25 protein-coding genes and 1 tRNA gene are annotated in these 26902 nt (G+C 65.2%); 10 read left to right on the top strand and 16 right to left on the bottom strand.

Features of this window, described 5'->3' with window-relative positions; genetic code table 11:
• Positions 1–3: 3 nt before the first annotated feature.
• The 12 genes from nuoG to AAFG16_RS24155 form a co-directional block, all read right to left on the bottom strand.
• Positions 4–2079, bottom strand: a complete 2076-nt coding sequence (gene nuoG, locus AAFG16_RS24210; RefSeq protein ID WP_342740788.1) for an NADH-quinone oxidoreductase subunit NuoG — start codon at positions 2077–2079, stop codon at positions 4–6.
• 5 nt (positions 2080–2084) lie between these two features.
• Entirely contained in the window at positions 2085–3410 is a 1326-nt protein-coding gene (gene nuoF, locus AAFG16_RS24205; RefSeq protein ID WP_342740787.1) for an NADH-quinone oxidoreductase subunit NuoF, read from the bottom strand.
• Positions 3411–3425: 15 nt separating this feature from the next.
• A complete protein-coding gene (locus tag AAFG16_RS24200) occupies positions 3426–3632 on the bottom strand; it encodes a hypothetical protein (RefSeq protein WP_283086680.1) in 207 nt (68 codons plus the stop codon).
• The gene (gene nuoE, locus AAFG16_RS24195; RefSeq protein WP_283086679.1) at positions 3632–4243 is read right to left on the bottom strand and encodes an NADH-quinone oxidoreductase subunit NuoE; all 612 of its coding nucleotides are present in this window, start codon (positions 4241–4243) and stop codon (positions 3632–3634) included. Before nuoE ends, AAFG16_RS24200 begins: the two co-directional genes overlap by 1 nt.
• 10 nt (positions 4244–4253) lie before the next feature.
• The gene (locus AAFG16_RS24190) at positions 4254–5216 is read right to left on the bottom strand and encodes an FkbM family methyltransferase (RefSeq protein WP_342740786.1); all 963 of its coding nucleotides are present in this window, start codon (positions 5214–5216) and stop codon (positions 4254–4256) included.
• Positions 5216–6412: an NADH-quinone oxidoreductase subunit D gene (locus AAFG16_RS24185; RefSeq protein WP_283086677.1), complete on the bottom strand. Its 1197-nt coding sequence runs from the start codon at positions 6410–6412 to the stop codon at positions 5216–5218. The genes AAFG16_RS24190 and AAFG16_RS24185 overlap by 1 nt, the downstream gene beginning before the upstream one ends.
• A 2-nt stretch (positions 6413–6414) precedes the next feature.
• Entirely contained in the window at positions 6415–7026 is a 612-nt protein-coding gene (locus tag AAFG16_RS24180; RefSeq protein WP_342740785.1) for an NADH-quinone oxidoreductase subunit C, read from the bottom strand.
• An 11-nt stretch (positions 7027–7037) separates the two neighbouring features.
• On the bottom strand, positions 7038–7625 hold the full coding sequence (locus tag AAFG16_RS24175; protein ID WP_283086675.1) for an NADH-quinone oxidoreductase subunit B: 588 nt from the start codon (positions 7623–7625) through the stop codon (positions 7038–7040).
• Complete coding sequence (locus tag AAFG16_RS24170) at positions 7616–7981, bottom strand: NADH-quinone oxidoreductase subunit A (protein WP_008136158.1); 366 nt, start codon at positions 7979–7981, stop codon at positions 7616–7618. The genes AAFG16_RS24175 and AAFG16_RS24170 overlap by 10 nt, the downstream gene beginning before the upstream one ends.
• A 444-nt stretch (positions 7982–8425) precedes the next feature.
• Positions 8426–9562 carry a PepSY-associated TM helix domain-containing protein gene (locus AAFG16_RS24165; RefSeq protein WP_342740784.1) on the bottom strand — a complete coding sequence of 379 codons (1137 nt, stop codon included), beginning with the start codon at positions 9560–9562 and terminating at the stop codon, positions 8426–8428.
• A gap of 16 nt (positions 9563–9578) precedes the next feature.
• Positions 9579–11843 carry a TonB-dependent siderophore receptor gene (locus AAFG16_RS24160; protein WP_342740783.1) on the bottom strand — a complete coding sequence of 755 codons (2265 nt, stop codon included), beginning with the start codon at positions 11841–11843 and terminating at the stop codon, positions 9579–9581.
• A gap of 175 nt (positions 11844–12018) precedes the next feature.
• Positions 12019–12534 (bottom strand): MarR family transcriptional regulator, encoded by a 516-nt coding sequence (locus tag AAFG16_RS24155; RefSeq protein ID WP_342740782.1) that lies wholly within the window; start codon positions 12532–12534, stop codon positions 12019–12021.
• Between the two features lie 191 nt (positions 12535–12725).
• On the opposite strand from AAFG16_RS24155, the gene AAFG16_RS24150 reads away from it, so the two are divergent.
• On the top strand, positions 12726–13916 hold the full coding sequence (locus tag AAFG16_RS24150) for an aromatic ring-hydroxylating dioxygenase subunit alpha (RefSeq protein WP_342740781.1): 1191 nt from the start codon (positions 12726–12728) through the stop codon (positions 13914–13916).
• A gap of 60 nt (positions 13917–13976) precedes the next feature.
• A complete protein-coding gene (locus tag AAFG16_RS24145) occupies positions 13977–15269 on the top strand; it encodes an MFS transporter (RefSeq protein WP_342740780.1) in 1293 nt (430 codons plus the stop codon).
• 104 nt (positions 15270–15373) lie between these two features.
• Here AAFG16_RS24145 and AAFG16_RS24140 read toward each other — a convergent pair whose 3' ends face one another.
• Positions 15374–16276 carry an alpha/beta hydrolase gene (locus tag AAFG16_RS24140; RefSeq protein WP_342740779.1) on the bottom strand — a complete coding sequence of 301 codons (903 nt, stop codon included), beginning with the start codon at positions 16274–16276 and terminating at the stop codon, positions 15374–15376.
• 356 nt (positions 16277–16632) lie between these two features.
• Here AAFG16_RS24140 and AAFG16_RS24135 point away from each other — a divergent pair, with 356 nt between their 5' ends.
• Complete coding sequence (locus tag AAFG16_RS24135) at positions 16633–16836, top strand: hypothetical protein (RefSeq protein ID WP_342740778.1); 204 nt, start codon at positions 16633–16635, stop codon at positions 16834–16836.
• Between the two features lie 57 nt (positions 16837–16893).
• Here the strand turns inward: AAFG16_RS24135 and AAFG16_RS24130 are convergent, their stop codons facing one another.
• Together AAFG16_RS24130 and AAFG16_RS24125 are read right to left on the bottom strand one after the other, a co-directional pair.
• Positions 16894–17229 carry a hypothetical protein gene (locus AAFG16_RS24130; protein WP_342740777.1) on the bottom strand — a complete coding sequence of 112 codons (336 nt, stop codon included), beginning with the start codon at positions 17227–17229 and terminating at the stop codon, positions 16894–16896.
• Between the two features lie 147 nt (positions 17230–17376).
• Positions 17377–17453, bottom strand: a tRNA-Asp gene (locus AAFG16_RS24125).
• Between the two features lie 236 nt (positions 17454–17689).
• Here AAFG16_RS24125 and AAFG16_RS24120 point away from each other — a divergent pair.
• Both AAFG16_RS24120 and pepT read left to right on the top strand, forming a co-directional pair.
• A complete protein-coding gene (locus AAFG16_RS24120; RefSeq protein ID WP_027559498.1) occupies positions 17690–17989 on the top strand; it encodes an HU family DNA-binding protein in 300 nt (99 codons plus the stop codon).
• A gap of 105 nt (positions 17990–18094) precedes the next feature.
• Complete coding sequence (gene pepT / locus AAFG16_RS24115; protein ID WP_342740776.1) at positions 18095–19345, top strand: peptidase T; 1251 nt, start codon at positions 18095–18097, stop codon at positions 19343–19345.
• Between the two features lie 54 nt (positions 19346–19399).
• Here pepT and AAFG16_RS24110 read toward each other — a convergent pair whose 3' ends face one another.
• Positions 19400–20293 carry a hypothetical protein gene (locus tag AAFG16_RS24110; RefSeq protein WP_342740775.1) on the bottom strand — a complete coding sequence of 298 codons (894 nt, stop codon included), beginning with the start codon at positions 20291–20293 and terminating at the stop codon, positions 19400–19402.
• A 370-nt stretch (positions 20294–20663) separates the two neighbouring features.
• Between AAFG16_RS24110 and AAFG16_RS24105 the strand changes: the two genes are divergently transcribed.
• The 5 genes from AAFG16_RS24105 (at position 20664) to AAFG16_RS24085 (ending at position 26900) form a co-directional block, all read left to right on the top strand.
• Positions 20664–20906: a hypothetical protein gene (locus tag AAFG16_RS24105; protein ID WP_342740774.1), complete on the top strand. Its 243-nt coding sequence runs from the start codon at positions 20664–20666 to the stop codon at positions 20904–20906.
• A 118-nt stretch (positions 20907–21024) separates the two neighbouring features.
• A complete protein-coding gene (locus AAFG16_RS24100) occupies positions 21025–21384 on the top strand; it encodes a hypothetical protein (protein ID WP_342740773.1) in 360 nt (119 codons plus the stop codon).
• Positions 21385–21440: 56 nt separating this feature from the next.
• On the top strand, positions 21441–22715 hold the full coding sequence (gene ihpA / locus AAFG16_RS24095; RefSeq protein ID WP_342740772.1) for a divalent metal ion exporter subunit IhpA: 1275 nt from the start codon (positions 21441–21443) through the stop codon (positions 22713–22715).
• A complete protein-coding gene (ihpB, locus tag AAFG16_RS24090) occupies positions 22712–23689 on the top strand; it encodes a divalent metal ion exporter adaptor subunit IhpB (RefSeq protein ID WP_342740771.1) in 978 nt (325 codons plus the stop codon). Before ihpA ends, ihpB begins: the two co-directional genes overlap by 4 nt.
• On the top strand, positions 23682–26900 hold the full coding sequence (locus AAFG16_RS24085; RefSeq protein ID WP_342740770.1) for a CusA/CzcA family heavy metal efflux RND transporter: 3219 nt from the start codon (positions 23682–23684) through the stop codon (positions 26898–26900). Before ihpB ends, AAFG16_RS24085 begins: the two co-directional genes overlap by 8 nt.
• The last annotated feature ends 2 nt before the right edge of the window (positions 26901–26902 follow it).

The following is a 26902-nucleotide window of genomic DNA, read 5'->3' as shown; positions in this document are numbered from 1 at the left end:
CGCTCACTCCGCTGCGGTCAGCATCTGCCCGGAGGCAAGCCGCGAGCACTCCGCCATCACGGCGGACGCACGCGCGATTGGGTTGGTCAAATAGAAGTCCTCGATGGCCGGCTTGAACGGCGCCTTCTCGGGCGAGCCGCCCTTCCCCGCCAGCTTCTTGATCTGGTCGGCGGAGCCGGCCTCGATCTGGTCGAGCCGGATCAGATGCGGCACGGTCTTGAAGATCGCCTGGCGCAGCGCGGCAAGCGAGTCGTAACCCAGCTTCTTGCCGAGCGCCTCCGACAGGGCGCGGATGATCGCCCACTCCTCGCGGGCTTCGCCCGGCGGGAACGCGGCGCGGCCCGTCATCTGCACGCGGCCCTCGGTGTTGACGTAGATCGCGGACTTCTCGGTGTAGGCGGCGGCCGGCAGGATCACGTCGGCGCGGTGCGCGCCGCGATCGCCATGGGTGCCAATATAGACGACGAAGGTGCCGTCCGGCGCCTTGATCTCGTCGGCCCCGAGCAGGAACAAGAGGTCGAGCGTGCCGAACGTCGTCATCTGTGCGGCGTTGAGGCCGCCCTTACCGGCGACAAAGCCGATATCGAGCGCGCCGACGCGCGAGGCGGTCTCGTGCAGCACGCCAAAGCCGTTCCAGCCCTCCTTCACCGCGCCGACGTCGAGCGCGAGCTTGGCGGCGGCGGCCAGAATGGCGGCACCGTCGTGACGCGAGGCCGCGCCCGCGCCGACCAGGATGATCGGGTTCTTGGCGTTCTTCAGCACGTCCATGAAGGAGTGCCTGCCCGCCGCGAGCTCACCGAGCGTCTCGGTGCCCGCACCAAGGTGGTCATAATCGTAGGTCAGGTCGGCCTTGGCGCCGATCACGCCGACCTTGAAGCCGCCGGCGCGCCAGCGCTTGCGGATGCGGGCGTTGAACACGGCCGCCTCTTTGCGCGGATTGGCGCCGATGATGAGCAGCGCATCGGCCTTCTCGACGCCGGCCAATGTCGGGTTGAAGATGTAGGTGCCGCGGCCGAGCGCGGGATCGAAGGCGTCGCCGCCCTGCACCGCCAGATTGCTAGAGCCGAACTTGGCGAGCAGGTCCTTGAGCGCGAACATCTCCTCGACACCGGCGAGATCGCCGGCGATCGCGCCGATGCGCTTGCCGTCGGTGCGGCCCGCCTTGGAAGCGATCGCGGCGAAGGCCTCCTGCCAGCTCGCCGCGCGCAGCTTGCCGGCCTCGCGGATATAGGGCCGGTCGAGGCGCTGGGTGCGCAGGCCGTCGACGATGTGGCGGGTCTTGTCGGAGATCCACTCCTCGTTCACGGCCTCGTTGATGCGCGGCAACACGCGCATCACCTCGCGGCCGCGGGTGTCGACGCGGATCGCCGATCCCAGACCGTCCATGACGTCGATCGACTGGGTCTTGCCGAGTTCCCACGGGCGCGCGGCAAAGGCATAGGGCTTCGAGGTCAGCGCACCCACCGGGCAGATGTCGACGAGATTGCCCTGCAATTCCGACGTCAGCGCGTGCTCGAGATAGGTCGTGATCTCCATGTCCTCGCCACGGCCAGTGGCGCCCATCTCGGGCGCGCCGGCGACTTCCGCCGAGAAGCGGACGCAGCGCGTGCACTGGATGCAGCGGTTCATCGAGGTCTTGACCAGCGCGCCGAGATATTTGTCCTCGACCGCGCGCTTGTTCTCGGCGAAGCGGCTGGTGTCGACACCATAGCCCATCGCCTGGTCCTGCAGATCGCACTCGCCGCCCTGGTCGCAGATCGGGCAGTCCAGCGGATGGTTGATCAGAAGGAATTCCATCACGCCTTCGCGCGCCTTCTTCACCATCGGCGAACGCGTGGAGATTTCCGGCGGCTCGCCCTTGGGACCCGGACGGCAGTCGCGCACGCCCCAGGCGCAGCTCGCGACCGGCTTCGGGCCGCCCTTCACCTCGACGAGGCACATCCGGCAGTTGCCGGCGATCGACAGGCGCTCGTGATAGCAGAAGCGCGGAATCTCGGCGCCGGCCGCCTCGCACGCCTGAAGCAGCGTGAACTCGGCGGGGACATCGATCTCTTTGCCGTCGATGATGAGCTTGGTCATGTCTCTTACTCCGCCGCGACCATGTTCACGGGATCGCGGACGCCGATATCGTCGATGTCGGCCTTGTGCGAATACTGGTCGATGCGCGCTTCGATCTCATGACGGAAATGCGCGATCAGGCCCTGGATCGGCCAGGCCGCTGCGTCGCCGAGCGCGCAGATGGTGTGGCCTTCGACCTGCTTGGTCACTTCCAGCAGCATGTCGATCTCGCGCTTGTGCGCGCGGCCTTCGGCCATGCGGGTGAGCACGCGCCACATCCAGCCCGTGCCCTCGCGGCACGGCGTGCATTGGCCGCAGCTCTCATGCTTGTAGAAATAGGAGATGCGGGCGATGGCGCGGATCAGGTCGGTGGACTTGTCCATCACGATCACGGCCGCGGTGCCGAGGCCCGAGCGCAGCTTGCTCAAGCTGTCGAAATCCATCGGCGTGTCGATGATCTGCTCGGCCGGCACCATGCGCACCGACGAGCCGCCGGGGATCACGGCCTTGAGGTTGACCCAGCCGCCACGGATGCCGCCGCAATGCTTCTCGATCAGCTCACGGAACGGAATGCCCATGGCCTCTTCGACGTTACAGGGCCGCTCGACATGGCCGGAGATGCAGAACAGCTTCGTGCCGACATTGTTCGGACGGCCGATGCCGGCAAACCAGGCCGCGCCGCGGCGCAGGATGTCCGGCGCAACCGCGATCGACTCGACGTTGTTGACGGTGGTCGGGCAGCCGAACAGGCCGACGTTGGCCGGGAACGGCGGCTTCAGGCGCGGCTGGCCCTTCTTGCCTTCGAGGCTTTCGAGCAGCGCAGTCTCTTCGCCGCAGATGTAAGCGCCGGCGCCGTGGGCGACATAGATGTCGAACGGCCAGCCGTTGACGTTGTCCTTGCCGACCAGCTTGGCGTCATAGGCCTGGTCGATCGCGGCCTGAAGATGCTCGCGCTCGCGGATGAACTCGCCGCGGACATAGATGTAGCAGGTGTGCGCGTTCATCGCGCAGCTCGCGATCAGGCAGCCCTCGATCAACAGATGCGGATCGTGCCGCATGATCTCGCGATCCTTGCAGGTGCCGGGCTCGGACTCGTCGGCGTTGACGACGAGATAGCTCGGCCGGCCGTCGGTCGATTCCTTCGGCATGAAGGACCATTTCAGACCGGTCGGGAAGCCGGCGCCACCGCGGCCGCGCAGGCCCGAGGCCTTCATCTCGTTGATGATCCAGTCGCGGCCCTTGTCGATGATATTCTTCGTACCATCCCAGGCGCCGCGACGCCGCGCGCCCTCGAGCCCCCAATCGTGGAGGCCGTAGAGGTTCTTGAAGATGCGATCCTTGTCCTCGAGCATTTCAGTGCTTTCCGATCAACGGTTGGCTTGCTTGTAGGCAAGCCCGGCGGCGCAGACGCCAAACGTCAGCGCCCAGAGCAGGCTGGATTCCAGCGACGCGTTCAGGCTGAAACGCTGAAGCAGGAAGATGAAGGCGGCCGCCACGGCGGCATGCATTGCGATGAAGCCCCACTTCTTCATGGCACCGCTCCCCTCGACCGAAGGCTGCGAGAGATCACGCATCAGGTGATCTCCTTCAGCGTGGTCGGCCCGGTGATCGGCGCCGAGAACTGGCGGCCGTTCTGCGGACCGGGCTTGGGCGGATTGCCCGACGCGAAACCGTCGAGCACCTTGCCGAAGCTTTCCTTGGTCAGGTCCTCATAGGTGTCCTTGCCGATCAGCACCATCGGCGCGTTCACACAGGCGCCCAGACACTCAACCTCTTCCCAGCTGAAATTGCCGTCCTTGGAGAGATGGAAGGGCTCGTGATGGATGCGATGCTCGCAGACGTGGATGAGGTCCTCGGCGCCGCGCAGGCGGCACGGCGTGGTGCCGCAGACCTGGACGTGGGCCTTCTTGCCGACGGGCGCGAGCTGGAACATCGTGTAGAAGGTCGCAACCTCCAGCACGCGGATATAGGGCATGTCGAGCAGGTCGGCGACCACGCGGATGGCGGCTTCCGACACCCAGCCTTCGTTCTGCTCCTGGACGCGCCAGAGGATCGCAATCACCGCGGAAGCCTGGCGGCCGGCCGGATATTTCGCGATCTGCTGCTTGGCGAATGCGAGGTTCTCCTCCGTGAACGCAAAGCTCGCGGGCTGGACTTCCTTCGGTGCTAATCGGCGAACGGACATCTCTTATCTCTCACTGCATACGGCGCACGGTTTTGGCATTCAGGGCATCGATCCTGTCCTGCCAGAACGCGCTTGCGGTGCCGAAAACGTTGTAGCCGACGTGGGTCGAGACCTTGATGCGGTCGAGGATCGACAGCTCGGTCACGGTCTCCATCCGGTTGCTGCGCGGATCGAACACGATCAGCTTCAGCGGAGTCTGCTCGAGGATGTAGCGCGACACCGAATGGGAGCGGTCGCTGCCGTGCTCCTCGCACATGATGACGCTGTCGGCCTCAAGCAGCCGGGCGCCGCCCTTGATCGCCTCGATCTCGACGCCCTCGACGTCGAGCTTGATCAGGTATTTGCCGGTGCCCGCGACCTTGCCGTCGTCGATCAGGTTGTCGAGCGCGAGAACCGGCACTTCCTCGCCGCCATCAGAGGGATCGCCGGCGATGCTGAAGGCTTCGTGCTTGGTGCCTGACAGGCGCGCGGTGCCGCGCGTTGCGCCGATCGCGCACTTCATGGTCTCGAAGCGATTGCCGTTGACGCGGGCATTGTTGGCGAGCTTCGGATAGTTCTGGCCCGACGGCTCGATCGCGATCGCCTTGTGCGAACCGAACGTCTTGCTCGACACCAGCACCGACCAGTAGCCGTAGTTCGCGCCGCAATCGAGCAGCGTGTAGTCGACGTCGACGCTATCGGCGAACAGCAGCTCGAGCTCGTCCTCATAGTTGTACGAGCGGTTGAGCAGCTTGCTCCAATAGCCGTCGCCATAGGGAAACTCGAACACGGCGTCGGGGTTGAGCCTGATCGCGATGTTGCGCTCCGGCAGCGTCTTGCGCAGCAGATTGGCGCAGGCGTTGTAACCCATGTGCGAGAAGTGCGAGGAGATCTTCGATCCCGTCACCAGCGCCAAGGCAGCCGTCCGCTCCCACAGGTTGGCCCCTTCAAGGGCCCCCGAGGCACGGTCAAACTGAATTGGCGCCTGCGCCATCACCGATCGACCTCTCCGAACACGATGTCGAGCGAGCCGAGGATCGCCGAGACGTCGGCGAGCAGATGGCCGCGGCAGATGTGGTCCATCGCCTGCAGATGGGCAAAGCCCGGCGCGCGGATCTTGCACTTGTAGGGCTTGTTGGTGCCGTCGGAGACGAGATAGACGCCGAACTCGCCCTTGGGCGCCTCGACCGCGGCGTAGACCTCGCCGGCCGGCACGTGAACGCCTTCGGTGTAGAGCTTGAAGTGGTGGATCAGCGCTTCCATCGAGCGCTTCATCTCGCCACGGCGCGGCGGCGCAACCTTGTTGTCGGCGACGACGACGGGCCCCTTCCCGTCGGCTGCGTTCAACTTCTGGATGCACTGCTTCATGATGCGCACGGACTGGCGCATCTCTTCCATGCGGATCAGGTAGCGGTCGTAACAGTCGCCGTTCTTGCCGATCGGAATGTCGAAATCCATCTCGGCGTAGCACTCATAGGGCTGCGACTTGCGCAGGTCCCAGGCCGCGCCCGAGCCGCGGACCATCACGCCCGAGAAACCCCACGCCCAGGCTTCCTTCAGCGGCACCACGCCGATGTCGACGTTGCGCTGCTTGAAGATGCGGTTGGCGGTGAGCAGCCGGTCGAGATCGTCGACCACTTTCAGGAACGGATCGCACCAGGCCTCGATGTCGTCGACCAGCTTCTGCGGCAAATCCTGATGCACGCCGCCGACGCGGAAGAAGGCTGCGTGCATGCGGCTGCCCGAGGCGCGCTCGTAGAACACCATCAACTTCTCGCGCTCTTCGAAGCCCCACAGCGGCGGGGTCAGCGCGCCGACGTCCATCGCCTGCGTGGTGACGTTGAGAAGGTGAGAGAGGATGCGGCCGATCTCGCAATAGAGCACGCGGATCAGTTGGCCGCGGCGCGGCACCTCGATGCCAAGCAGCTTTTCAGCGGCGAGGCAGAAGGCGTGCTCCTGGTTCATCGGCGCGACGTAGTCGAGCCGGTCGAAATACGGGATCGCCTGCAGATAGGTCTTCTGCTCGATCAGCTTTTCGGTGCCGCGGTGGAGCAGGCCAATATGGGGGTCGACGCGGGCGACGATTTCGCCATCCAATTCGAGCACAAGACGCAAAACGCCATGCGCCGCCGGATGCTGCGGTCCAAAGTTGATCGTAAAGTTGCGAAGCTGTTCAGGTTGCTCGTTCATGATCAGGCCTTCGGTCCTGCCTTCTCGTCACCGGGAAGCGGATAGTCCGCCCCTTCCCACGGCGAGAGGAAATCGAACTTGCGGAATTCCTGGTTGAGCCGGACGGGCTCGTACACCACGCGCTTCTCCTGGTCGTCGTAGCGGACCTCGAGGAAGCCGGTGAGCGGAAAGTCCTTGCGCAGCGGATGGCCCTCGAAACCGTAGTCGGTGAGGATGCGGCGCATGTCGGGATGGCCGACGAAGAACACGCCGTAGAGGTCGTAGGCCTCGCGCTCGAACCAGTCGGCACCGGGGAATTCGTCGATCAGCGACGGAACCTGCGTGGTCTCGTCGGCGGCAACGCGCAGCCGGATCCGCGTGTTCAGGGTCGGTGACAGGAAGTGATAGATCACGTCGAAGCGCTTCTCGCGCGAGGGATAATCGACCGCCGTGATGTCGGTGATGTTGACGAAACGGCAGTTCGGATCGTCGCGGAGGTGCTTGACCGCCTCGACGATCTTGCTGGCCTCGACATCAACCGTGAGCTGGTTGAAGGCCACCGTGTGACCGGTGGCGGCGCCCGGAAGCGCGCTAACGATCGTTTGCCCAAGGGCGTCGAGCTTGCCGTCGTCCATGACGTAAAACCTTAGCGTTCGATGGTGCCGGTGCGCCGGATCTTCTTCTGGAGCAGCAGCACGCCGTAGAGCAGCGCTTCCGCCGTGGGCGGGCAGCCCGGCACGTAGATGTCGATCGGCACGATGCGGTCGCAGCCGCGCACGACCGAGTAGGAATAGTGATAGTAGCCGCCGCCATTGGCGCAGGAGCCCATCGAGATGACGTAGCGCGGCTCGGGCATCTGGTCGTAAACCTTGCGCAGCGCCGGCGCCATCTTGTTGGTCAGCGTGCCCGCGACGATCATCACATCGGACTGGCGCGGCGAGGCACGCGGGGCGAAGCCGAAGCGCTCGACGTCGTAGCGCGGCATCGACACCTGCATCATCTCGACGGCGCAGCAGGCGAGACCGAAGGTCATCCACATCAAGGAGCCGGTGCGGGCCCAGGTGATGAGGTCGTCGGTCGCGGCCACGAAGAAGCCCTTGTCGGACAGCTCGTGATTGACCTCGAGGAAGAACGGATCATTGGCCCCGACCGGCTTGCCGGTCGACGGATCCAGAATGCCCTTGGGGGCCGGCGCTACGACCGGACCGGCGGACGATGCAGGGTTCAATCCCATTCGAGTGCCCCTTTCTTCCATTCATAGGCGAACCCGACCGTCAGCACGGCGAGGAACACCACCATGGACCAGAAGCCGGTCGCGCCAAGCTTGCCGAACGCCACCGCCCAGGGAAACAGGAACGCCACCTCGAGGTCGAAGATGATGAAGAGGATGGCGACCAGATAGAAGCGGACGTCGAACTTCATGCGGGCGTCGTCGAAGGCGTTGAAACCGCACTCATACGCCGACAGCTTTTCCGGGTCCGGCTGCTGGAACGCCACGATGAAGGGCGCGATCAGCAGCACCAGGCCGATGAGGCCTGCTACCCCTATAAAAACGACGAGTGGAAGATAGTTCTGTAAGATGCCGCTCATTGACGAGCCCTTTTTCCCGCAGCCTCGGGACAGCCACGGATTCGTCCGATTTGGAATTATTCTGAGCCTTAGCGCAGTGCACCAATGGGCGCAAGACACGCTCTATTTAGGCCCTTTTGCCGCCCCCTGAACCGTGGAAACCCCGGAATCACCCCGCGGCTGGTATGGAGCAGATCGACCGCCCCAGCAAGGGCGATCCCGCTCAGTTCACGCGCGCTCGGCGGTGACGTCCGCTGCTGGAGAGGCTCACTCTATTTAGGCCGCGACGCAGCAAAATCCAGCTGACAACGGCGACAGGCGCCCCCACCGTCACCCAGGCGACATATTGGCCGAGCTCGCCCCAGAGCAGCGCGGCCAAGAGGCCGGTGATGGTCGCAGCCGCGAGCAGGATAGGTGCAGCAAAGACACGTATCCACAGGCGCGAACGGTCAGAGGAGCCATGCATCACGACGGGACCGGGGCTCGTCTGGCGAATGCGTCGGACTTGGCAGACACGCGCTTGCGCCGGCGCGCCAGCCAGAGATAGAGGCCGCTGCCGATTACAACGATAGTGAGCAAGTCGAGCGCGGCCCAGATCGCCTTGAGCGGCATTCCGCCATAATCGCCGAAATGCAGCGGCTGCGAGATCAGGAGCGCTTGGAGATAGAGCGGCAGCGCCCGGCTGTCGGCCACCTCTCCGGTCTCGCCATCGAGCAGCACCGGCTTGAGCAGCCGCGCCGTCAGCGCGGTGTCGCCGCGCATGAAGGCGGCGAAATGATGCGAGGATGTGAACGGCGTGCCCGGAAACGCGATGAAGGCGATCTCCATGCCGGGCGCCGTCTGTCTGGCGCGCGCAATGACGTCATCGAGCGAGGCCAGATGCGTCGGCGGCGGCTTGCCGGCATAGGGCGCGACCATGCTGGCGAGCTCGTTCGCCTTCCACTGGCCCAGCATCAGCTCGGCCCAGGTGTTGATGACGCCGGTCAAGCCCACCACCAGCGCCCAAGCGACGGTCACGACCCCGATCAGATTGTGCCAGTCGAGCCACCGCACGCGGCGCGAGGCGCTGTCACGGATGGTGGCAAAGCGTAGGCGGCGGGTGAACGGCCAGTACAGCACCACGCCGGAGGCGATGGCGATCGCGAACAGCAGGCCCATCCCGCCGAGGAACAGCTTGCCGGGCTGGCCGGCAAACATGTCGGTGTGCAGCTTGAGCATGATCAGCATCGGCCCGCCCCCGACCGGTCCGAGCAGCTTTGTCGAGACCGCGTCGAAGGCGCGCACCGTCGCGTTGTCAGGCAGCCCGTCGACGGCGCTGTTGGTGAAGGCGGTGACGATCCCGGGCTCGTCCTTGTCCCAGGAGATATATTGCAGCACGCGGCCGGGATCGGCGGCGAGCGCAGCGTCGGCGACGGCTTGACCCGTCGCGCGCGCTGCGCCCGCATGAGCTTCGGGCTGGGGGGCGTAGCCCAGGAGCTCATCGATCTCGTGATGGAAGATCAGCGGCAGGCCGGTCAGGCAGAGCAGCAGCAGGAACACGGTCGAGATCAGGCTGGTCCAGGTGTGGACCACAGACCAGAGCCTGACCGTGCGTGCCTTCACGAGACCCTCCCCTCGCCTACCATTGGTAGGAGACGCTGGCGGTGACGCGTCGGCGGTCGCCGTAGAAGCAGGACGTCGGCGACGCGCAGCTCGCGACGTAGATCTTGTCGGTCAGGTTGATCACGTTGAGAGCCGTGCGCCAGTTCTGCCACTCGTAGTGGAGCGCGAGATCGCCGAGCACGACAGCGGGAACCTCAAGCGTATTGGCGGGGTCGGCCCAGGAGGAGCCGATATAGCGAACGCCGCCGCCGAAACCAAATCCGGCAAGCGGACCATCCTTGAAGGTGTAGTCCGCCCAGCCCGAGACCAGCAGTTCCGGCGTGTTGGTCGGGGTCTTGCCCACCAACGATGGATCGAGATCCCTGGAGTTGAAGAGATGATAGGCGGTGAACGCGCCGATCAGCTTCAGCTCCCTGGTGGCGTTGGCCACCGCCTCGAGCTCGATGCCGCGCGAGGTCACCTCGCCGGTCTGGTTCTGCAACACCGGGATGATGCCCGGCGCTGTCGTCGTCACATTTTGACGGACCAGATCGAAGGCCGAAGCCGTGAAGTAGCCATCGAACCCCGTTGGCGCGACCTTCACACCGATTTCAGCCTGCTTGCCTGTTTCCGGCAGGAACAGCCGGTTTTGTGCATTGAGGCCGATGATCGGATTGTAGCTCGTCGAGTAGGAGACGTAGGGCGCGATGCCGTTGTCGAAATTGTAGATCAGGCCGGCCCGGCCGCTGAACCTGCTGTCGTCGCGGCTGTCGACGGTGGCACCGGTAAAGCGGTTGTCCTGGGTGGTCTCGACCCAATCGTTGCGGCCACTCAGCACCAGCGTGAAATTGCCGAGCTTCATCTGATCCTGAAGATAGGTACCAGCCTGCTTCTGGGTGATCCGGAAGTTTCGGAACGGATCGCCCGCAAACGGAATATCGCTCAACCCGTAGGCAGGGTTGAAGATGCTGATCGGGGGCACGCCGCCCCCAAAAAGCTGGTAGTCGTCGATCTGGTAGCCCTTGAGGTCCACGCCGAACAGCATCGTGTGCTTCAACTGACCGGTGTCGAAGCGATACTCCAGCTGGTTGTCGAGATCGGCCTGGTTGGCCGTGTTCTTCGCATACCAATTGTAGCGATTGAGAGTGGCCGCTGCCTGGTTGCCAAAGTCATTGCCGACGTAGCCGCGATAAGTCACGTCGAGGTGGGCAAAGCGCGCGTTCTGCCGGAACGTCAGGTCATCGGTGAGATTGCGCTCGAACCGGTAGCCGAGCATCTCCTGCTCGCGCGTGAACTTGTCGACGCTGGGATCCCCGGCGAAGAAGCTGGTCGGAATCTTGCCGAACGAGGCATTGGTGACGGTGCCGACATAAGGCAGGAAGTTGATGCCGCGCGTATCCTGCCGCGAGGCCGAGGCCAGCACCGTGAACGTGGTGTCGGCATCCGGCTTCCAGGTGAAGGACGGCGCGATGAAGTAATTGTTGTCGGGCGTGAAATTGACCTGCGTCGGGCCGTTCTGCACCTGGCCGACGACGCGGTAGAACAGCTTGCCGTCCTGTTTGCCATCTTGGGACTGCGTCGCCACCGGCCCGCCGAAATCGAAGCCGACATAGGCGTTGCCGAAATTGTTCACGCCGGTCTCGACATAGCGGATCGGCTCAGCCGGCGGCATCTTGCTGATGACGTTGACGATGCCGCTCGGGCTCGATCCGCCGTAGAGCACTGCCGACGGGCCGCGCAGCACTTCGACGCGCTCCATGTTGGGCGTCTGGAGCTTCCAGCTCGCATACGAGGTGTAGAACAGCTGCATGCCGTCGAGGAACAGCCCGACGTCGTCCGACTTGAAGCCGCGGATCAGCCACCAGTCGTTACGAGTGTCCGCGCCGAAAGTGCCGGCGCGCACGCCGGCCGTGTAGCGCAGGGCCTCGTCGAGCTTGTTCGGCTTCTGGTCGCGGATCTGCTCCGCGCCGATCACCGACACCGACTGCGGCGTCTCCATGATCGGTGTGTTGGTCTTGGTGCCGGACGAGCTGCGACGCGCGACATAACCATGCACCGGACCAAACGGCGTCTCGACGACGCCGACATTGCGCTGCGGTTGCTGATTGGTTCGATTGGCGGTCTGCACCGATCGCGGCGCGCGGCGCTGGGGGGCCGCGGCCGCGCGGCGGCGCTGTTCCGGTGCTGCAACGGTCACCGGCGGCAGGTTCTGCGCCCCACTCTGCGTGGACGATTGCGCAAGCGATGCATGCGGTACCAAAACCCAAGCGGATGCGGTCGCCAGCACGGCCGACCGCAGCATTCCAAGACTGTCCAACGCGCCACCCAGAAGCTGCATGTTTGATGCGTCATGCCGCCGATCGCCGCGCGGCATGCGCTTGCGGCGACGCTTATGTGAGCGCGCGTGAATTCCCTAATTGAAAGGCTCTTAGAAGGAGTCCAATCCGGATCCAGCGTTTCCGGATGTTTCCGCGCGCTCAGCGCGCTCCTTTTTCGGCTTCGAGCATTTTCTCGGCGGCGGCCGTGAGGCGATCGATCTGCTCCAGCAGCGTCTCGAGCTCCTTCGGGCTCAACTGGTCCAACAATTGGCGATTGCGCTCCTGCGCGCCTTCGACGATCGCATCATGCGCGGCGAGGCCTGCCGCGGTCAGCGAGATCAGCACCTCGCGGCTGTCTTTCGGGTTTGCCAATTTCGCGATCAGCTTGCGCGACAACAGATTGGCGAGCGCGCGGCTGATCTGCCCCTTGTCCTGGCCGACAGCCTCGGCGAGCCGCGCCACGCTCATCGGCGGACGGCGACCGAGCGAGGCGACGAGTCCGAACTCGACCGAGGACAATCCGGTGAGGCGCTTATAGCGCAGGATGGCGCCGCGCTTGAGCAGGTTGGCGAGCACCATCAGCCGCGACGACAGCATCGCGGTGATCGGCGCCTCCGAGTGGCTTTCGTCCGCATCGGACGACGCACGCCCGGCCCTGCTCGTTGTCTGACTCATGGTCCACCTCTGCCAAGAAAGCCAGGGCGTGCCAAGTCTCGGCTGAGCCTTGGTAGCGCAACCTCCCCAACCCCATTCGAATGCGATTAAGAGGCGCTCCGGAAGATCGTTGACATTGTCATCGAACTATCTTTCACTGGGTCAACAAACGAAGTTGACCGGGGCATCAAGGCCGCGGCGGGAGGATCGGCATGACCATCACCCAGCGGGATCGCGATCTCGGCACCGCCTATGCGATGAAGCCGGCGCACACGCGCACCGAGCTCACCTCGGTCATGCGCGGCACCCCGATGGGCGAGCTTTTGCGCCGCTACTGGCATCCGGTCGGGCTGATCGGTGACGCAACCGACACGCCGAAGAAGGTGCGCGCGCTGGGTGAGGATCTGGTGCTGTTCCGCGACAAGCATGGCCGCGCCGGCCTCTTGCACGCCCGCTGCTGCCACCGCGGCACCACGCTCTACTACGGCAAGGTCGAGGAAGACGGTATCCGCTGCTGCTATCACGGCTGGAAGTTCGACACCGAAGGCCATTGCCTGGAGCAGCCCTGCGAGCCCGACGGCGGCCAGTTCAAGGACAAGGTGCGCCAGCCTTGGTACCCGGTCGAGGAGCGCTACGGGCTGATCTTCGCCTATATGGGCCCGGCCGAGAAACGCCCGGTGCTGCCGGCTTACGAGTGCCTCGAGAACATGGACGACGGCGAGTTCCTCGAGGCGGATGACTCATCGATCGGCGGCGGCGGACCTGCCATCATCCCCTGCAACTGGCTGCAGCATTTCGAGAACGTGGTCGATCCCTATCATGTGCCGGTGCTGCACGGATCGTTCTCGGGGCCGCAATTCACCAACATGATGGCCTCGATGCCGGAGGTGAAGTTCGACAAGACTCCGCGCGGCATCGCCGTGCGTTCGATCCGCAACCAGGACGACGGCAAGGTGTTCTATCGCGTCACCGAGGCCGCGCTGCCCACCCTGCGTGTCGTGCCGAACCCGCGCGTGGCGCAATTCGCCCGCGTCGAGTCGATCGGCTGGACGCTGCCGATCGACGACACCTCCTTCCGCATCTACGTTGCCGGCCGCGTGAAAAACTCCGGCGACATCGGCCGCATGCGCTCGAAGTTCAACGGCAAGTTCTGGTGGGACATGACGGAAGCCGAGCACCAGCAATTCCCCGGCGATTACGAGGCGCAGGTCGGCCAAGGCCCCGTGACCGTTCACTCCGAGGAGCATTTCGGCCAGAGCGACCGCGGCATCCTGATGATCCGGCGCATGCTGACCGAACAATTGGAGGCGATGGAAGCAGGCCGCGACCCGATCGGCGTCTCTTTCGATGCGAGCGCGGCACCAGTCGAATTCGAAGCGGGGAATTACATCCGCGAAGGATGACCAACCAGTTCCAACAAGAGCTGGACCGACAACGACAACAAAGACAAATTGGGGGAAGCGATGGTCGATGTGACGTCACAGGTGTCGGTGCAAACAGACGCCGCGGCCAAGCCCTCGGCACGTCGCTATTACGTGCTCGGGCTGCTCACCATCATCTACGCGCTGAACTTCCTCGACCGCACGATCTTCAACGTCCTGATCGAGCCGATCAAGAAGGAGTTTGCCCTCAGCGACACCATGATGGGCCTGCTCGCCGGCTTCGGCTTCGCGCTGTTCTATTCCCTGCTCGGCATCCCCATCGCGCGCGTCGCCGACCGGCTCAACCGGCGCAACATCGTCGCCGTCGCCTTCGCGTTCTGGAGCGCGATGACGGCGCTGTGCGGCGCGGCCACCAGCGTGACCTCGCTGGCGCTCGCCCGCATCGGCGTCGGCCTCGGCGAATCCGCGGGCTCCCCCGCCTCGCAATCGATCGTCGCCGATCTCTTCGCCAAGAACGAGCGCCCGCGCGCGCTCGGCATCTACGCCATCGGCACCTATCTCGGCGTGTTCCTCGGCTATTTCGTCGGCGGCTACGTCAACCAGCACTATGGCTGGCGGATGGCGTTCTATGTCGCGGGCCTGCCTGGCATCCTGCTCGCCGCCATCCTGTGGCTGACGATCTCCGAGCCGAAGCGCGGCGCGATGCAGGAGAATTTTGTGCCCGAGCCGCTCGGGCCGACGCTCCGCTTCCTGGCTTCGCAGAAGAGTTTTGTGATCGTGCTGATCGGCTTCTGCCTGACCACTTACACGAACTACGCCACCGCGGCCTGGATCCCGCCGTTCCTTGCGCGCGTGCATCACCTGTCGAGCGCCGAGATCGGCACCTATGCCGGCACGTTCAAGGGGCTCGCGGGCATGGCCGGCACCCTGCTCGGCGGCTTCGTGGTGGCGCAAGTGAGCCGCCGCGACGATCGCTGGAAGCTGTGGGCGCCCGCGATCACCTCAGGGCTCGCCGGCCCTGTGTTCGCGCTCTGCATGCTGACGCAGGATTTTTCGATGATGGTGGCCATGCTGGCGCTGACTTCGTTCCTTGTTGGATTCCATCTCGGCCCGATCTTCGCGATCGCGCAGACGGTGGCCAAGCCAAGTATGCGGGCGCTGGCCTCAGCGCTGATCGCGCTCACCGCGACCTGCTTCGGCCAAGGCGTCGGCCCGCTCGCCGTGGGCATGGTCAACGACGCCCTCAAGGGCAGCTATGGCGCCGACGCCGTGCGCTATTCCCTGCTCTCGGCGGCGGTCACGACCACGCTCGGCGCCCTGCTCTTCATCTGGGCGGCGCGGAGTATCCGCACCGACATCGCACGGACGAGTTGAACGCCTAAAGCGCGATGAGATTGGGATGAATCGTCATCGCGCTTTAGGTTGTTGTTGAGCATGATCTTTTCGGAAAACCGCTTCGCGCTTTTCCGGATCATGCTTCAGGTGTTCATGAACGCGAGCATGTCGGCAAGCAGGCGCTCGCCATGCGTGAGCGGCAGCGGATGCGGCGCCCCCTCATAGACGATGAGCTTGCTGCCTTTGATCAGCTTGGCGGTCTTGGCGCCCGTCAACGGCAGCGGCGCGCTGGCATCCTTGTCGCCATGGACGATCAGCGTCGGGCGATCGATCCCGGCGGCAGCCTTACGGAGGTCGGCGAACGCAATCGTCTTGCGGCACGCCAGCGCCACCGGCAGCGGCACGCTCAGCATCATCTGCCGGATCCAGGTCCGCGTGATCTCCGGCGTCTCGGCGGTGAAGAACGGGACCTCGTTCGCCGCGATCCATTTGGCGAAGTCGCGCGCGATGGCGGCGTTGTCGGCCTCGATCATCGCCTTCGGGATCGCGTCCGGATTGTCCTCGGTCCTGACCAGGAGCGGCGTCGTCGGTGCGACCAGCACAAGCCTTGCGATCCGTTCCGATCCGTAGCGCGCGAGATAGTTCACAGCTTCCGCCGTTCCCATCGAGAAGCCGACCAGCGTCACGTCGCGCAGGTCGCGCTGCTCGATCACGGCCGCAACATCATCGGTCAGTCTGTCGAGGTCGTAGCCCGCCGACGGCAACTCGGAGCGGCCATGCCCGCGCCTGTCGGGCGCGACGCAGCGGAAACCGTTCGCATCGAGGGCGGCGATGTGGCCGCCCCATGTGCTGGCATCGAAGGTCCAGGCCGACAGCAGCAGAACCGGCTTTCCGCTTCCCCAGTCCTGCACGAACAGTTTCGTGCCGTCCCCGGCCGTCACATAGGGCGATCGCGCGGTCTGCTGGGCCGCTAAAGCGCTCCCGACCGACGCTGCCGCAAGAGCGGTCCCAAACAGGGTGGCTTCGAGGGCGGTCCGACGATTCATCGTGTGTCTCCCTCAAGATCGGTCGGCACGCCGTTTGCGGCCGACAGACGCGATCATGGCGAAGGCCGATCGCGTCTGCGATTACGCGCCAGGTAAGACATCACTGACTCCAGGGAACGACGACCGCAGGCTGACCTTGCGGCTCCCTCCGCGGGCGACCCGTTGTTTTCGTGATGATTTTCCGCCTCAGGCGCTCTGATGCAGCCGTGTACACCGGCCCTGCATGGCGCAAGCCCGGCGAAACCAACCGGGTGTAATCATGAAACCATTTTGAGGATCCCGCGAAACCATCCAGAAACAGATGGTCCTTAGAAGATGGGCCCATAGACGGCGGCAAAGCCCGTCGGGAGGCTCAGATGAACCACTCAATTCACTCTGCGGATCGTGCTGCCCACCTGAAAATCGTGGTGGTGGCGCTGATTGCCGGCATTGCAGTGGCCGGCTTCGGGATCGCAGCCCGCACGAGTGCCGATTACAACCAGACCGCCCAGTCCACCCACGTGATCAAGGCCGGCAAGCCGGTGGCGGTCACGAGCGCGGGCCAGTCCGAGATCCGCTGATCGACCGAAAAAGGTCCGGTTTGACACGAAACGGCCGCCTCGGGTGGCCGTTTCGTTTTATGGACGTGTATGCCGGAGGACCGCGCCGGCTCGCCGGGCGCAACCCGAACGGGCGAAATCCGAGGTGGCCACCCACTCTGTAATTTGGATCTCACCCTCGTGGTCGGTGATGGCGCAGATGCGATAGTCCCCGCCAAGCGCCTCCTTGATGGCCCGGAGGGAGTCTTCGTAGATCCCGTTGGCATCGATGTTGAACGGCATCGCACCGCCAAGACAGGACAGGTGGTTGAGCCCGAAGTGTCCATCGGCACAGCCGAGATCGACCACGGTCCCGTAGCGCACGCCCTTCGCGAACAAATTTTGCAGCGTTGCGCTGAAATCGGCTGCCTGCATGAGATCGCTTCCGCCAAGCCCCGTTTTGGCCAGTCGTCGCCGTGTCGGCGTGTTTGCGCACATCGCCCGCCACGGGCGGATTTCACCCCGACCAGGTGTCAGGAAGGCTCAGGCCCGGCATGTAAGCTATTGATATTCCGCCAAAAATGGCGCGAGAGACGGGGCTCGAACCCGCGACCTCCGGCGTGACAGGCCGGCGCTCTAACCAACTGAGCTACTCCCGCGTGACGCGTATGTGTCCGCGCGGAACGAGGGGGGAATTAAAGGCCGGACCCAGTGAAGTCAAGGACGTTGGTACCTAAAGCCGGAATAGTCTCGTCCCGCGCCGATTGCGTGCGTGGAGAGGCTCCTCCACCTCTCGCGACGTAGTCAGTTCAGCCCCGAATCGTCTACGCCTTCCGTCACTTGCGTGGTTCCGAGGCGCTCCCCGAGACCTCGCCAGGAATCGAGGAGGTCAGACATGGCGAAGAAGGCTGCAGCTCCCGCCACCATCACGCTCAAGCACCTCGCCGCCGACATCGCGGAGAGCCAGGACCTGTCGAAAAAGCACGCCGAGGCCGTCCTCACCGACATGGTCGAGCTGATCACCAAGCACCTGAAGAAGGGCGACCGCGTCCGCATCGTCGGCCTCGGTATCCTCCAGGTCCGCAAGCGCGCCGCCCGCACCGGCCGCAATCCCGCCACCGGCGAGGCCATCCACATCAAGGCCAGCAAGAAGGTCGCGTTCCGCCCGGTCAAGGAACTGAAAGAGGCGATCTGAGCGGCTTACGTCTCGTTAAGCCTGATCCCATCTGATCCGGCCGCATCACGGCCCGCTTTTCTGATATACCGCCTGCTTCCCCAAAGACCCGGCGGTTGACCAGAAATGTCCTCCCTCTCCTTTTCGCACACCGTGACCGAGCGCTTCCTGCGCTACGTCACCATCGACACCCAGTCCGATCCGGAATCCCCCAGCTCGCCCTCGACCGAGAAACAGAAGGACCTCGGCCGCGTGCTCGCCGCCGAGCTGAAGGCGATGGGCGTCGCGGACGCGCATCTCGACGACTACGGTTACGTCTACGGAACGATCCCGGCCAACACCGACAAGAAGGTGCCGGTGATCTGTTTCTGCTCGCACATGGACACCTCGCCCGACGTCACCGGCAAGGACGTCAAGCCGCAAATGGTGAAGAACTATCGCGGCGGCGACATCACGCTGCCGGGCGATCAGAGCCAGGTGATCCGCTTCAATGAGCACCCTGCGCTGAAGAACCAGATCGGCAACGACATCATCACCACCGACGGCACCACGCTGTTGGGCGCCGACAACAAGGCCGGCGTCGCCGAGATCATGGATGCCGCGCATTTCTTCATCAACAATCCCGACGTGAAGCACGGCACCATCAAGATCCTGTTCACGCCGGATGAAGAGATCGGCCGCGGCGTCGACAATGTCGACCTGAAGAAGCTCGGCGCCGATTTCGGCTACACCATGGACGGCGAGAGCGCCGGCACCGTCGAGGACGAGACCTTCTCGGCCGACGGCGCCACCATCACCATCAACGGCGTCAGCGCCCATCCCGGCTACGCCAAGGGCAAGATGGAGCACGCGATCAAGATCGCGGCCGCCATCGTCGAGCGCTTGCCGAGGGAAGGCTGCTCGCCGGAGACGACTTCAGGCAAGCAGGGCTTCCTGCATCCGGTCGGAATCGACGGCGCGCTGGAGCAGGCGACGCTGTCCTTCATCGTGCGCGACTTCACCGAGGAAGGGCTGAAGGAGAAGGAGGCCCTGCTCGAGGGCATCGTCAAGGACGTGATGAAGGACTATCCGCGCTCGACCTACACGTTCGAGGTGCGCGAGCAGTACCGCAACATGAAGCAGGTGATCGACCGTCACCCGCACGTGCTCGAATACGCCATCGAGGCGATTCGCCGCGCCGGCCTGCGTCCGATGCACACCGCGATCCGCGGCGGCACCGACGGCTCGCGCCTGTCCTTCATGGGCCTGCCCTGCCCCAACATATTTGCGGGCGAGCACGCGTTTCATTCGCGGCTGGAATGGGTGAGCCGGCAGGACATGGAAAAGGCGGTGCAGACCATCGTGCATCTGGCGATGATCTGGGAGGAGAAGGCTTAGCCTCTCGACGACAGGGATGGCCGGGCTGGTCCCGGCCATCATCTTGCAGATTATCTACGGCACCGGCATCGCCCGCGGATTGCGATGGAAGCGATTCGAGCTTGCCATCCAGTTCGGCAACGGCTCGCCATCGCGGTGGCGTCCGCCGGCAACGGCGGCGCCCCAGGCGACTGCGGCACCGATCAGGGCCGCCGCCGCGACCGAGAAGGCCACGATGATCGAGTTGCGCCGCGCGCGGTTGATCGCCGTGTGGGATTCCGCGATCATCGCGTCGACCCGCCGCTCGGAATCAGGTGCTGCCAATCCCGTGGCAGCGGCAACCTGCTGCACGAGATAGGCTCGGTCATCGGTGCTGACACCGCTATGGCTCGAAGACGTCATCAGGATGCGTCCGGCCTCGGCGCGGGCTTCCCGCATGTCCGTGTTGGGAGGCCTGCGCGGTGCGCGGAACAGCTTGTCGAGCTCGTAGCTGAGCAGCGGCTCGGAGGAGGTGACATTGCCGGCTCCGCTGCGCATCGGCGAACGGTCGAGTGCGGCCGCACCGAGGATCGCCAGCAGCGCTGCGCCGATCAGCACGGCAAGAGCCCAGGACGTCAGGCCATGCAGCCCGTCCCGCCGCTCGCCATCATCCTCGATCGTCGCCAGCGCCGGCGCCGGTCGCGTGGTCCGTCCGGCGATGTAGCCGCCGAAGCCGAAGCTGACGATCGCCTGGATGATCAGATACAGCCCGGACAGCAGCGCCAGCGCCGCCGACGCATCGCGCCATGTCGGCGAGGCCGAACTGACCCCGAGGCCAACGGCAACGCCGAAGCCGACCAGGATGAACGACATCGCCCCGGCGGCGAAGGCACCTGCCAGCACCGAGCCCCATTGGATGGTCCGGCGATCCTCGGCGATCGCCGCGCCGCCCTCCATCACGTCTTCCTGCACGAGAGTTTCGATTGTCATCACGGCTCTCTTAGCGCAAGCCGAAGAACGACAGGATCGCCATGATCACGACGATCAAGCCAATCAGATAAATCAGTCCGTCCATGGTCCGTCCTCCTCAACATTCCCCAATCGCTAATCGGGAGGAACGAGGAACGTTCCTAATTCGGCACGGCCTCGCGGAACGAACCGGCGCGATGCGAATTGTCTGTCCAAGTCCCAAGGATGAAGATTGTGAGCACAAAAGGCCCCAGCCGGGCAGCCCCGGAGCTGGGGCCTTTCCGCGTGTGCGACCGCCTGACCTGCCCGTTGCCTGTCCTATGTTAACGACGCCGGCGGCGGGATCATCGAAGATGCAATCGGGGTGGGACCTGCAAATCGGGAGAGGCGCGTGGACCGCAGAACGGCGTGCCTGCATCAGGCGGATATATTCCGGGAGAAGGCCCTCGCCGATCCCGAGCACCATGATCAATGGATCGACGAAGCCATCAAATGGCTGGAGCGGGCAATGGAGGCGAGCTGTCACGCCGTCATCACAGTCGAGGCTGACGACATCAGCCATGTTCCGGAGCCGGCGCCCGCGGCCGCGATCGACACGCTCTCCTCGCACCCGCGTGTGATCGCCCGCCAGTAACAAGTGCGCGCAGCTCGCGCTGCTGCGGCAAATGTTCCTGGGACGTAACAATGTTGCGGGTCGACACTGTTCCCGCCGCCATGCTAGGCCGGGCCCAGACCGCAACCAGAGTGCCATCGTGCTCGCGACCCGCCAGCCCTCAGCATCCCGCCGACCGCGCACCTGGCGCGGCCTGCTGTCCGTGTTGATTGCCGTGGTCTATCTGCTCGCGGGCGCGCTGCACGGCCTGCACGACATCGACGTGACCACGCCCGCCGGCGGCTCGGAAATCGCGGCGGTGCTCGATACCGCCGGACATAGCGATCACAAGGCGATCGGCGGGCACCATTGCCATGGCTGCTTCTCGGTCGCGGTCGTTCAGCCGGCACCATCGAGCACGTCGATCCTGATTGTGGCGGCTGCGCATCCAGAGCCTGAGCCCCGCCTCACCGGCATCGTCCCCGATACCGATTCCCCGCCTCCCAAGCATCTGACCTGAGCGGATCAGCCGGGCGCAGCTGCGCGCCCATCTCGTCTCCTTCACAGGTCCTATTCATGCTTTCCAGGCGAATGGCCGCGCGCATGGCATGCGCGATGGCTCTTCTCGTCAGCCCACCGCTGGCGCTGACCTCACACGCGCAGACGCTGACGATGCGCGCGGCGCTATCGCGCGCGCTGGCCGCGAGCCCGCGCCTGACGGCGGCGGAGCGCGATGTCGGCATCGCCACCGGCCAGCGCATCCAGGCGGGCGCACTGCTCAATCCGGAACTGTCCTATGAGCAGGACAATTCGTTCGGCTCCGGCATCTATCGCGGCACAAGATCGGCCGAGACCACGCTTCAGATCAGCCAGGCCTTCGAGCTGTTCGGCAAGCGCGAGGCGCGGATCGCCGCCGGCGCGGCCGGCATCGAGGTCGCCGCGATCCAGCGCAAGGCGGTCAGGCTGGAGGTGCTGTCGGAGACCGCGATCGCCTTCCTCAGCGTGCTCGGCGCGCAGCGGCGCATCCAGATCCTCGACGAGCAGATCGCCGCGATCGACCGGTTGACGCCGCTGCTGCGCCGCCGCGTCGAGGCCGGCGCCTCCTCGCCGGCCGAGACCGGCCGCGCCGAGGTCGCCTCGGCGCTGGTGAAGGCCGACCGCGAGCGCTTCAAGGCGACGCTGGCGAGCGTCCGGCGCGAGCTTGCGGTGCTGATGGGCGATCCCGCCGCGAAGTTCGGCGAGGTCTCCGGCCGGCTCGACACCATGGGCAAGCCGCCGACGTTCCAGTCGGTGGTCACCGCCATCGACGCCAATCCACAGCTGGTGCGCTGGACCGCGGTCTATGCCCAACGCAATGCCGAGCTGCTGATAGCGCGCCTGCGGCCCTATCCCGACGTGCGGATCGCCGCTGGCTGGCGCCATTTCAACGAGACCAATGACGACGCGGTGCGCCTCACCGTCTCGGTGCCGATCCCGGTGTTCGACCAGAACCAGGGCAACATTCTCTCGGCGCAGGAGAGCCTCGCCAAGACCAGGGCCGAGCGCGAGGCGAGCCGCAACACGCTGATCGTGGTCGCCGGCCGCGCCTACGACTCGCTTCAGGGCTCGCTGCGCGAGCTTGCCGTGCTGCGCGAGACCGCGATCCCCAAGGCGACCGAAGCCTCCGAAGCGATCTCGCAAGGCTATGGCCAAGGCCGCTTCACCTTGCTCGAAGTGCTCGACGCCCAGGCGAGCGTGACGCAGGCGCGCCTGCGCGAGCAGGAGGCATTGCAAAACTTCCATGTCGGCGTTGCCACCATCGAAGGCCTCGTCGGCAATCCCTTCACGCTCGCGCGGGAGAGCGCACGATGAAGCCAATCTCTACCATCCTCGTTGCCGTCGTGGCCGCCGCGCTCGGCGCTTACGGCTATTCGATGCTTGCACCAGCCAAGGTCGCGCACACCGACCATGCCGAGCATTCCGAACAGAAGAAGCCGAACGACCATGTCGAGCAGGACGAGCACGGCGCCGACCGCATCCGCATCTCCGACGTCAAGCTGGCCGCAGCCGGCGTGACGCTTGCGGAGGCCGCGAGCGCGACGCTGACCGACACGCTGTCCTTCAACGGCATCTTGCGCGCCAACCAGGAGGCAGTGGTTCAGGTCACACCCCGCTTTCCCGGACTTGCAAAATCGATCCAGAAGCGCATCGGCGACAAGGTCGGCAAGGACGACCTCCTCGCCGCGATCGAGAGCAACCAGAGCCTGACGGTCTACGAGCTTAAGGCGCCGATCGCCGGCACCATCATCGAGCGGCAGATCTCGCTCGGCGAATATGCCTCCGAGCAGAAGCCGGCCTTCGTCGTCGCCGATCTCTCCACCATCTGGGTCGATCTGTCGATCTACCGGCAGGATCTCAGACGCGTGCGCCTCAACGACGAGGTGCTGATCGACCCCGACGACGGCCGCGGCGAGATCAAGGGCACGATCTCCTACATGGCGCCGATCGGCTCGAGCGAGACCCAAACCGCGCTGGCGCGCGTGGTGCTGCCCAATCCGGACGGACGCCTGCGTCCCGGCCTGTTCGTCACGGCGCGGCTGATCCTCGCCGCCCGCAACGTCGCCGTCGCCGTGCGCCGCAGCGCGATCCAGACACTGGAGAACAAGACCATCGTGTTCGTCCGCGAGGACGGCGACAAGATCGAGGCGCGGCCGGTCGAGCTTGGCGACTCCGACCCGCGCCATGTCGAGATCAAGGCGGGCCTTTCCGCCGGCGAGCACTACGTCGCGGAGAACAGTTTTGTGGTGAAGGCCGAGATGGGCAAGGGGGAGGCCGAGCATGATTGAGCGCCTCATTGCCGCCTCGCTGAAGCAGCGCTGGCTGGTCCTCCTGCTCGCGCTCGGCGCCGTCGCATTCGGCGGCTGGAATTTCCAGCGCCTGCCGATCGACGCCGTACCCGACATCACCAACGTGCAGGTGCAGATCAACACTCGCGCGCCCGGCTACTCGCCACTCGAAACCGAGCAGCGCATCACCTTCCCGGTCGAGACCGTGATGGGCGGGCTGCCCAAGCTCGACTACACGCGCTCGCTGTCGCGCTACGGCCTCAGCCAGGTGACGGTGGTCTTCAAGGACGGCACCGACATCTATTTCGCCCGCCAGCTCGTGGGCGAGCGCATCCAGCAGGTGAAGGACCAGCTGCCGGCCGGCGTCGAGGTCGCAATGGGCCCGATCTCGAGCGGGCTTGGCGAAATCTTCATGTACACCGTCGAGGCCAAGGCGGGCGCGAAGGCACCAGGCGGCCATGACTATTCGCTGACCGACTTGCGCACCGTGCAGGACTGGATCATCCGGCCGCAGCTTCGCAACGTGCCGGGGGTGATCGAGGTCAACACCATCGGCGGCTTCGAGCGGCAATTCCACGTGCTGCCGGACCCCGGCAAGCTGATGGCCTACCGGCTCGGCTTTCGCGACGTCATGACGGCGCTGGCCGCCAACAACGCCAATGTCGGCGCCGGCTATATCGAGCGCAACGGCGAGCAATATCTGGTGCGGTCGCCGGGCCAGGTCGGCAGTATCGGCGAGATCCAGGATGTCGTGATCGGCTCGCGTGGTGGCAATCCCGTCAGGATCCGGGACATCGCCACCGTCACCGAAGGCCGCGATTTGCGCACGGGAGCGGCGACGCGTGACGGTGAGGAGACCGTGCTCGGCACCGCCATGCTGCTGATCGGCGAGAACAGCCGCACGGTGGCGCGTCGTGTCGCGGCCCGTCTCGAGGACATCGCCAAATCGCTGCCCGAGGGCGTCGTGACGCGAACCGTCTACGATCGCACCCATCTGGTCGAGGCCACGGTCCGCACGGTCCAGAACAACCTCGTCGAAGGCGCGGCACTGGTCGTGGCCGTGCTGTTCCTGATCCTCGGCAACATCCGCGCCGCGCTGGTGGTGGCCTGCGTCATTCCGCTGTCGATGGCCATGACCATCACCGGAATGGTCGAGACCAAGGTCAGCGCCAACCTGATGAGTCTCGGTGCGATCGACTTTGGCATCATCGTCGATGGCGCCGTGATCATCGTCGAGAATTGCCTGCGCATGCTGGCGGTGGCCCAGCGCGAGAAAGGCGGCCTGCTCACGACCTCCGAACGGCTGCGCGCGATCCAGCGCGGGTCGAGCGAAGTCATCAAGCCGAGCCTGTTCGGAACGCTGATCATCGCAGTGGTCTATCTGCCCGTACTGACGCTGACAGGCGTCGAGGGCAAGATGTTCACGCCGATGGCGCTGACCGTGCTGATGGCGCTGGGCGCGGCCGTCTTGTTCTCCATCACCTTCGTGCCGGCGGCGGTTGCCATCTTCGTTACGGGCAAGGTTTCCGAGCACGAAAACCTGTTCATGCGGATGGCAACGCGCGCCTATCTCCCCCTGCTCCGCTTTGCCATCGACAACCGGGCCGCCGTCGCGATCATGGCTGTCGTCATCGTGGTCGCGAGCGGCATCGCCGCTTCGCGAATGGGCGGCGAGTTCATTCCGAGCCTGGACGAGGGCGATGTCGCGCTGGCCTCGATCCGGATTCCCGGGACCAGCCTCACTCAGTCGCTGGACCTCCAGAAGGCGCTGGAGAAGCGCATCACGCAGATTCCGGAGGTGAAGGAGTTCTTCACCCGCATCGGCACCGCGGAGGTCGCCACCGACCCGATGTCGCCGGCGCAGACAGACGGCTACATCATGTTGAAGCCGCGCGCCGAATGGCCCGACCCGGACAAGCCGAAGTCGGAAGTGATCGAAGCCATCGACAAGGCCGCCGACGACATTCCTGGCAGCGCCTACGAGCTCTCCCAGCCGGTCCAGTTTCGTGTCAACGAGCTGATCTCCGGCGTGCGCAGCGACGTCGGCATCAAGGTTTTCGGCGACGACCTCGACATCCTGCAAGGTGCGGCAAAGCAGGTCGAGGCGGCGATCCGCGGCATCCGCGGCGCCAGCGACGTCAAGATCGAGCAGGTCTCGGGCCTGCCGATCCTCACCGTCCGCCTCGATCGCCAGGCGCTCGCCCGCTATGGGCTCAGCATCAGTGAGGTGCAGGGCATCGTCGAGATCGCGGTGGGCGGCAAGTCGGCCGGAAAGCTGTTCGAGGGCGACCGCCGCTTCGACATCGTCGTGCGCCTGCCCGAGCGGCTGCGCGGCAATCTCGAGGCGATCCGCGCCATCCCGATCCCGCTGCCGCCGGGCGAGGACGCCGCGGCCAGCGCGCCGATCCGCACAGCGCTCACCGGCTCTCCCCTCGCCCAGATGCGCTACGTGCCACTGTCGTCGGTCGCAACCGTTGATACGACGCCCGGCCCCAACCAGATCAGCCGCGAGAACGGCAAGCGGCGCATCGTCGTCACCGCCAACGTCCGCGCGCGCGACCTCGGCTCCTTCGTGAGCGAGGCGGAAGCCGCCGTCGCCGAAAAGGTCAAGCTGCCGCCGGGCTACTGGATCGGCTGGGGCGGACAGTTCGAGCAGCTGGTCTCCGCCACCAAGCGGCTGACGATCGTCGTGCCGGTGGCGCTGCTGCTGGTGTTCCTGCTGCTGTTCATGGGCATGGGATCGGCGGCGGATGCGGCGCTGGTGTTTTCCGGCGTGCCGCTGGCGCTGACCGGCGGCGTTGCGGCTCTGCTGCTGCGCGGCATCCCGCTGTCGATCAGCGCCGGCGTCGGCTTCATCGCGCTGTCGGGCGTCGCCGTGCTCAACGGGCTCGTCATCATCGCCTTCATCGAGCGGCTGCGCAGCGAGGGGCGGCCCATCGCGGAAGCCGTGCGCGAGGGCGCGCTGACCCGTCTGCGCCCGGTGCTGATGACGGCGCTCGTGGCTTCGCTCGGCTTCGTGCCGATGGCGCTCGCAACCGGCGCCGGCGCCGAGGTGCAGCGGCCGCTCGCGACCGTGGTAATCGGCGGCATCATCTCCTCGACGGTGCTGACGCTCTTGGCGCTGCCGGCGCTCTATGTGCTGTTCCGCCGTGACGTGGCAAACGAAACGCCTACAATGGCGCCCGATTTGGCGGCTTCCGGGGAGCGCTAGGA

This window comes from Bradyrhizobium sp. B117, from assembly GCF_038969555.1.
Taxonomy (GTDB): domain Bacteria; phylum Pseudomonadota; class Alphaproteobacteria; order Rhizobiales; family Xanthobacteraceae; genus Bradyrhizobium.
Note: the sequence above shows the minus strand (reverse complement) of the source record. Positions and strands in the feature narration are given on the sequence as shown.

What these genes read in the sequence shown, in the direction of transcription:
- nuoG (WP_342740788.1), bottom strand. Translation starts at nt 2,079, where the DNA reads ATGACCAAGCTCATCATCGACGGCAAAGAGATCGATGTCCCCGCCGAG.
- nuoF (WP_342740787.1), bottom strand. Translation starts at nt 3,410, where the DNA reads ATGCTCGAGGACAAGGATCGCATCTTCAAGAACCTCTACGGCCTCCAC.
- AAFG16_RS24200 (WP_283086680.1), bottom strand. Translation starts at nt 3,632, where the DNA reads ATGCGTGATCTCTCGCAGCCTTCGGTCGAGGGGAGCGGTGCCATGAAG.
- nuoE (WP_283086679.1), bottom strand. Translation starts at nt 4,243, where the DNA reads ATGTCCGTTCGCCGATTAGCACCGAAGGAAGTCCAGCCCGCGAGCTTT.
- AAFG16_RS24190 (WP_342740786.1), bottom strand. Translation starts at nt 5,216, where the DNA reads ATGGCGCAGGCGCCAATTCAGTTTGACCGTGCCTCGGGGGCCCTTGAA.
- AAFG16_RS24185 (WP_283086677.1), bottom strand. Translation starts at nt 6,412, where the DNA reads ATGAACGAGCAACCTGAACAGCTTCGCAACTTTACGATCAACTTTGGA.
- AAFG16_RS24180 (WP_342740785.1), bottom strand. Translation starts at nt 7,026, where the DNA reads ATGGACGACGGCAAGCTCGACGCCCTTGGGCAAACGATCGTTAGCGCG.
- AAFG16_RS24175 (WP_283086675.1), bottom strand. Translation starts at nt 7,625, where the DNA reads ATGGGATTGAACCCTGCATCGTCCGCCGGTCCGGTCGTAGCGCCGGCC.
- AAFG16_RS24170 (WP_008136158.1), bottom strand. Translation starts at nt 7,981, where the DNA reads ATGAGCGGCATCTTACAGAACTATCTTCCACTCGTCGTTTTTATAGGG.
- AAFG16_RS24160 (WP_342740783.1), bottom strand. Translation starts at nt 11,843, where the DNA reads ATGCTGCGGTCGGCCGTGCTGGCGACCGCATCCGCTTGGGTTTTGGTA.
- AAFG16_RS24155 (WP_342740782.1), bottom strand. Translation starts at nt 12,534, where the DNA reads ATGAGTCAGACAACGAGCAGGGCCGGGCGTGCGTCGTCCGATGCGGAC.
- AAFG16_RS24150 (WP_342740781.1), top strand. Translation starts at nt 12,726, where the DNA reads ATGACCATCACCCAGCGGGATCGCGATCTCGGCACCGCCTATGCGATG.
- AAFG16_RS24145 (WP_342740780.1), top strand. Translation starts at nt 13,977, where the DNA reads ATGGTCGATGTGACGTCACAGGTGTCGGTGCAAACAGACGCCGCGGCC.
- AAFG16_RS24140 (WP_342740779.1), bottom strand. Translation starts at nt 16,276, where the DNA reads ATGAATCGTCGGACCGCCCTCGAAGCCACCCTGTTTGGGACCGCTCTT.
- AAFG16_RS24135 (WP_342740778.1), top strand. Translation starts at nt 16,633, where the DNA reads ATGAACCACTCAATTCACTCTGCGGATCGTGCTGCCCACCTGAAAATC.
- AAFG16_RS24130 (WP_342740777.1), bottom strand. Translation starts at nt 17,229, where the DNA reads ATGCAGGCAGCCGATTTCAGCGCAACGCTGCAAAATTTGTTCGCGAAG.
- AAFG16_RS24120 (WP_027559498.1), top strand. Translation starts at nt 17,690, where the DNA reads ATGGCGAAGAAGGCTGCAGCTCCCGCCACCATCACGCTCAAGCACCTC.
- pepT (WP_342740776.1), top strand. Translation starts at nt 18,095, where the DNA reads ATGTCCTCCCTCTCCTTTTCGCACACCGTGACCGAGCGCTTCCTGCGC.
- AAFG16_RS24110 (WP_342740775.1), bottom strand. Translation starts at nt 20,293, where the DNA reads ATGACAATCGAAACTCTCGTGCAGGAAGACGTGATGGAGGGCGGCGCG.
- ihpA (WP_342740772.1), top strand. Translation starts at nt 21,441, where the DNA reads ATGCTTTCCAGGCGAATGGCCGCGCGCATGGCATGCGCGATGGCTCTT.
- ihpB (WP_342740771.1), top strand. Translation starts at nt 22,712, where the DNA reads ATGAAGCCAATCTCTACCATCCTCGTTGCCGTCGTGGCCGCCGCGCTC.
- AAFG16_RS24085 (WP_342740770.1), top strand. Translation starts at nt 23,682, where the DNA reads ATGATTGAGCGCCTCATTGCCGCCTCGCTGAAGCAGCGCTGGCTGGTC.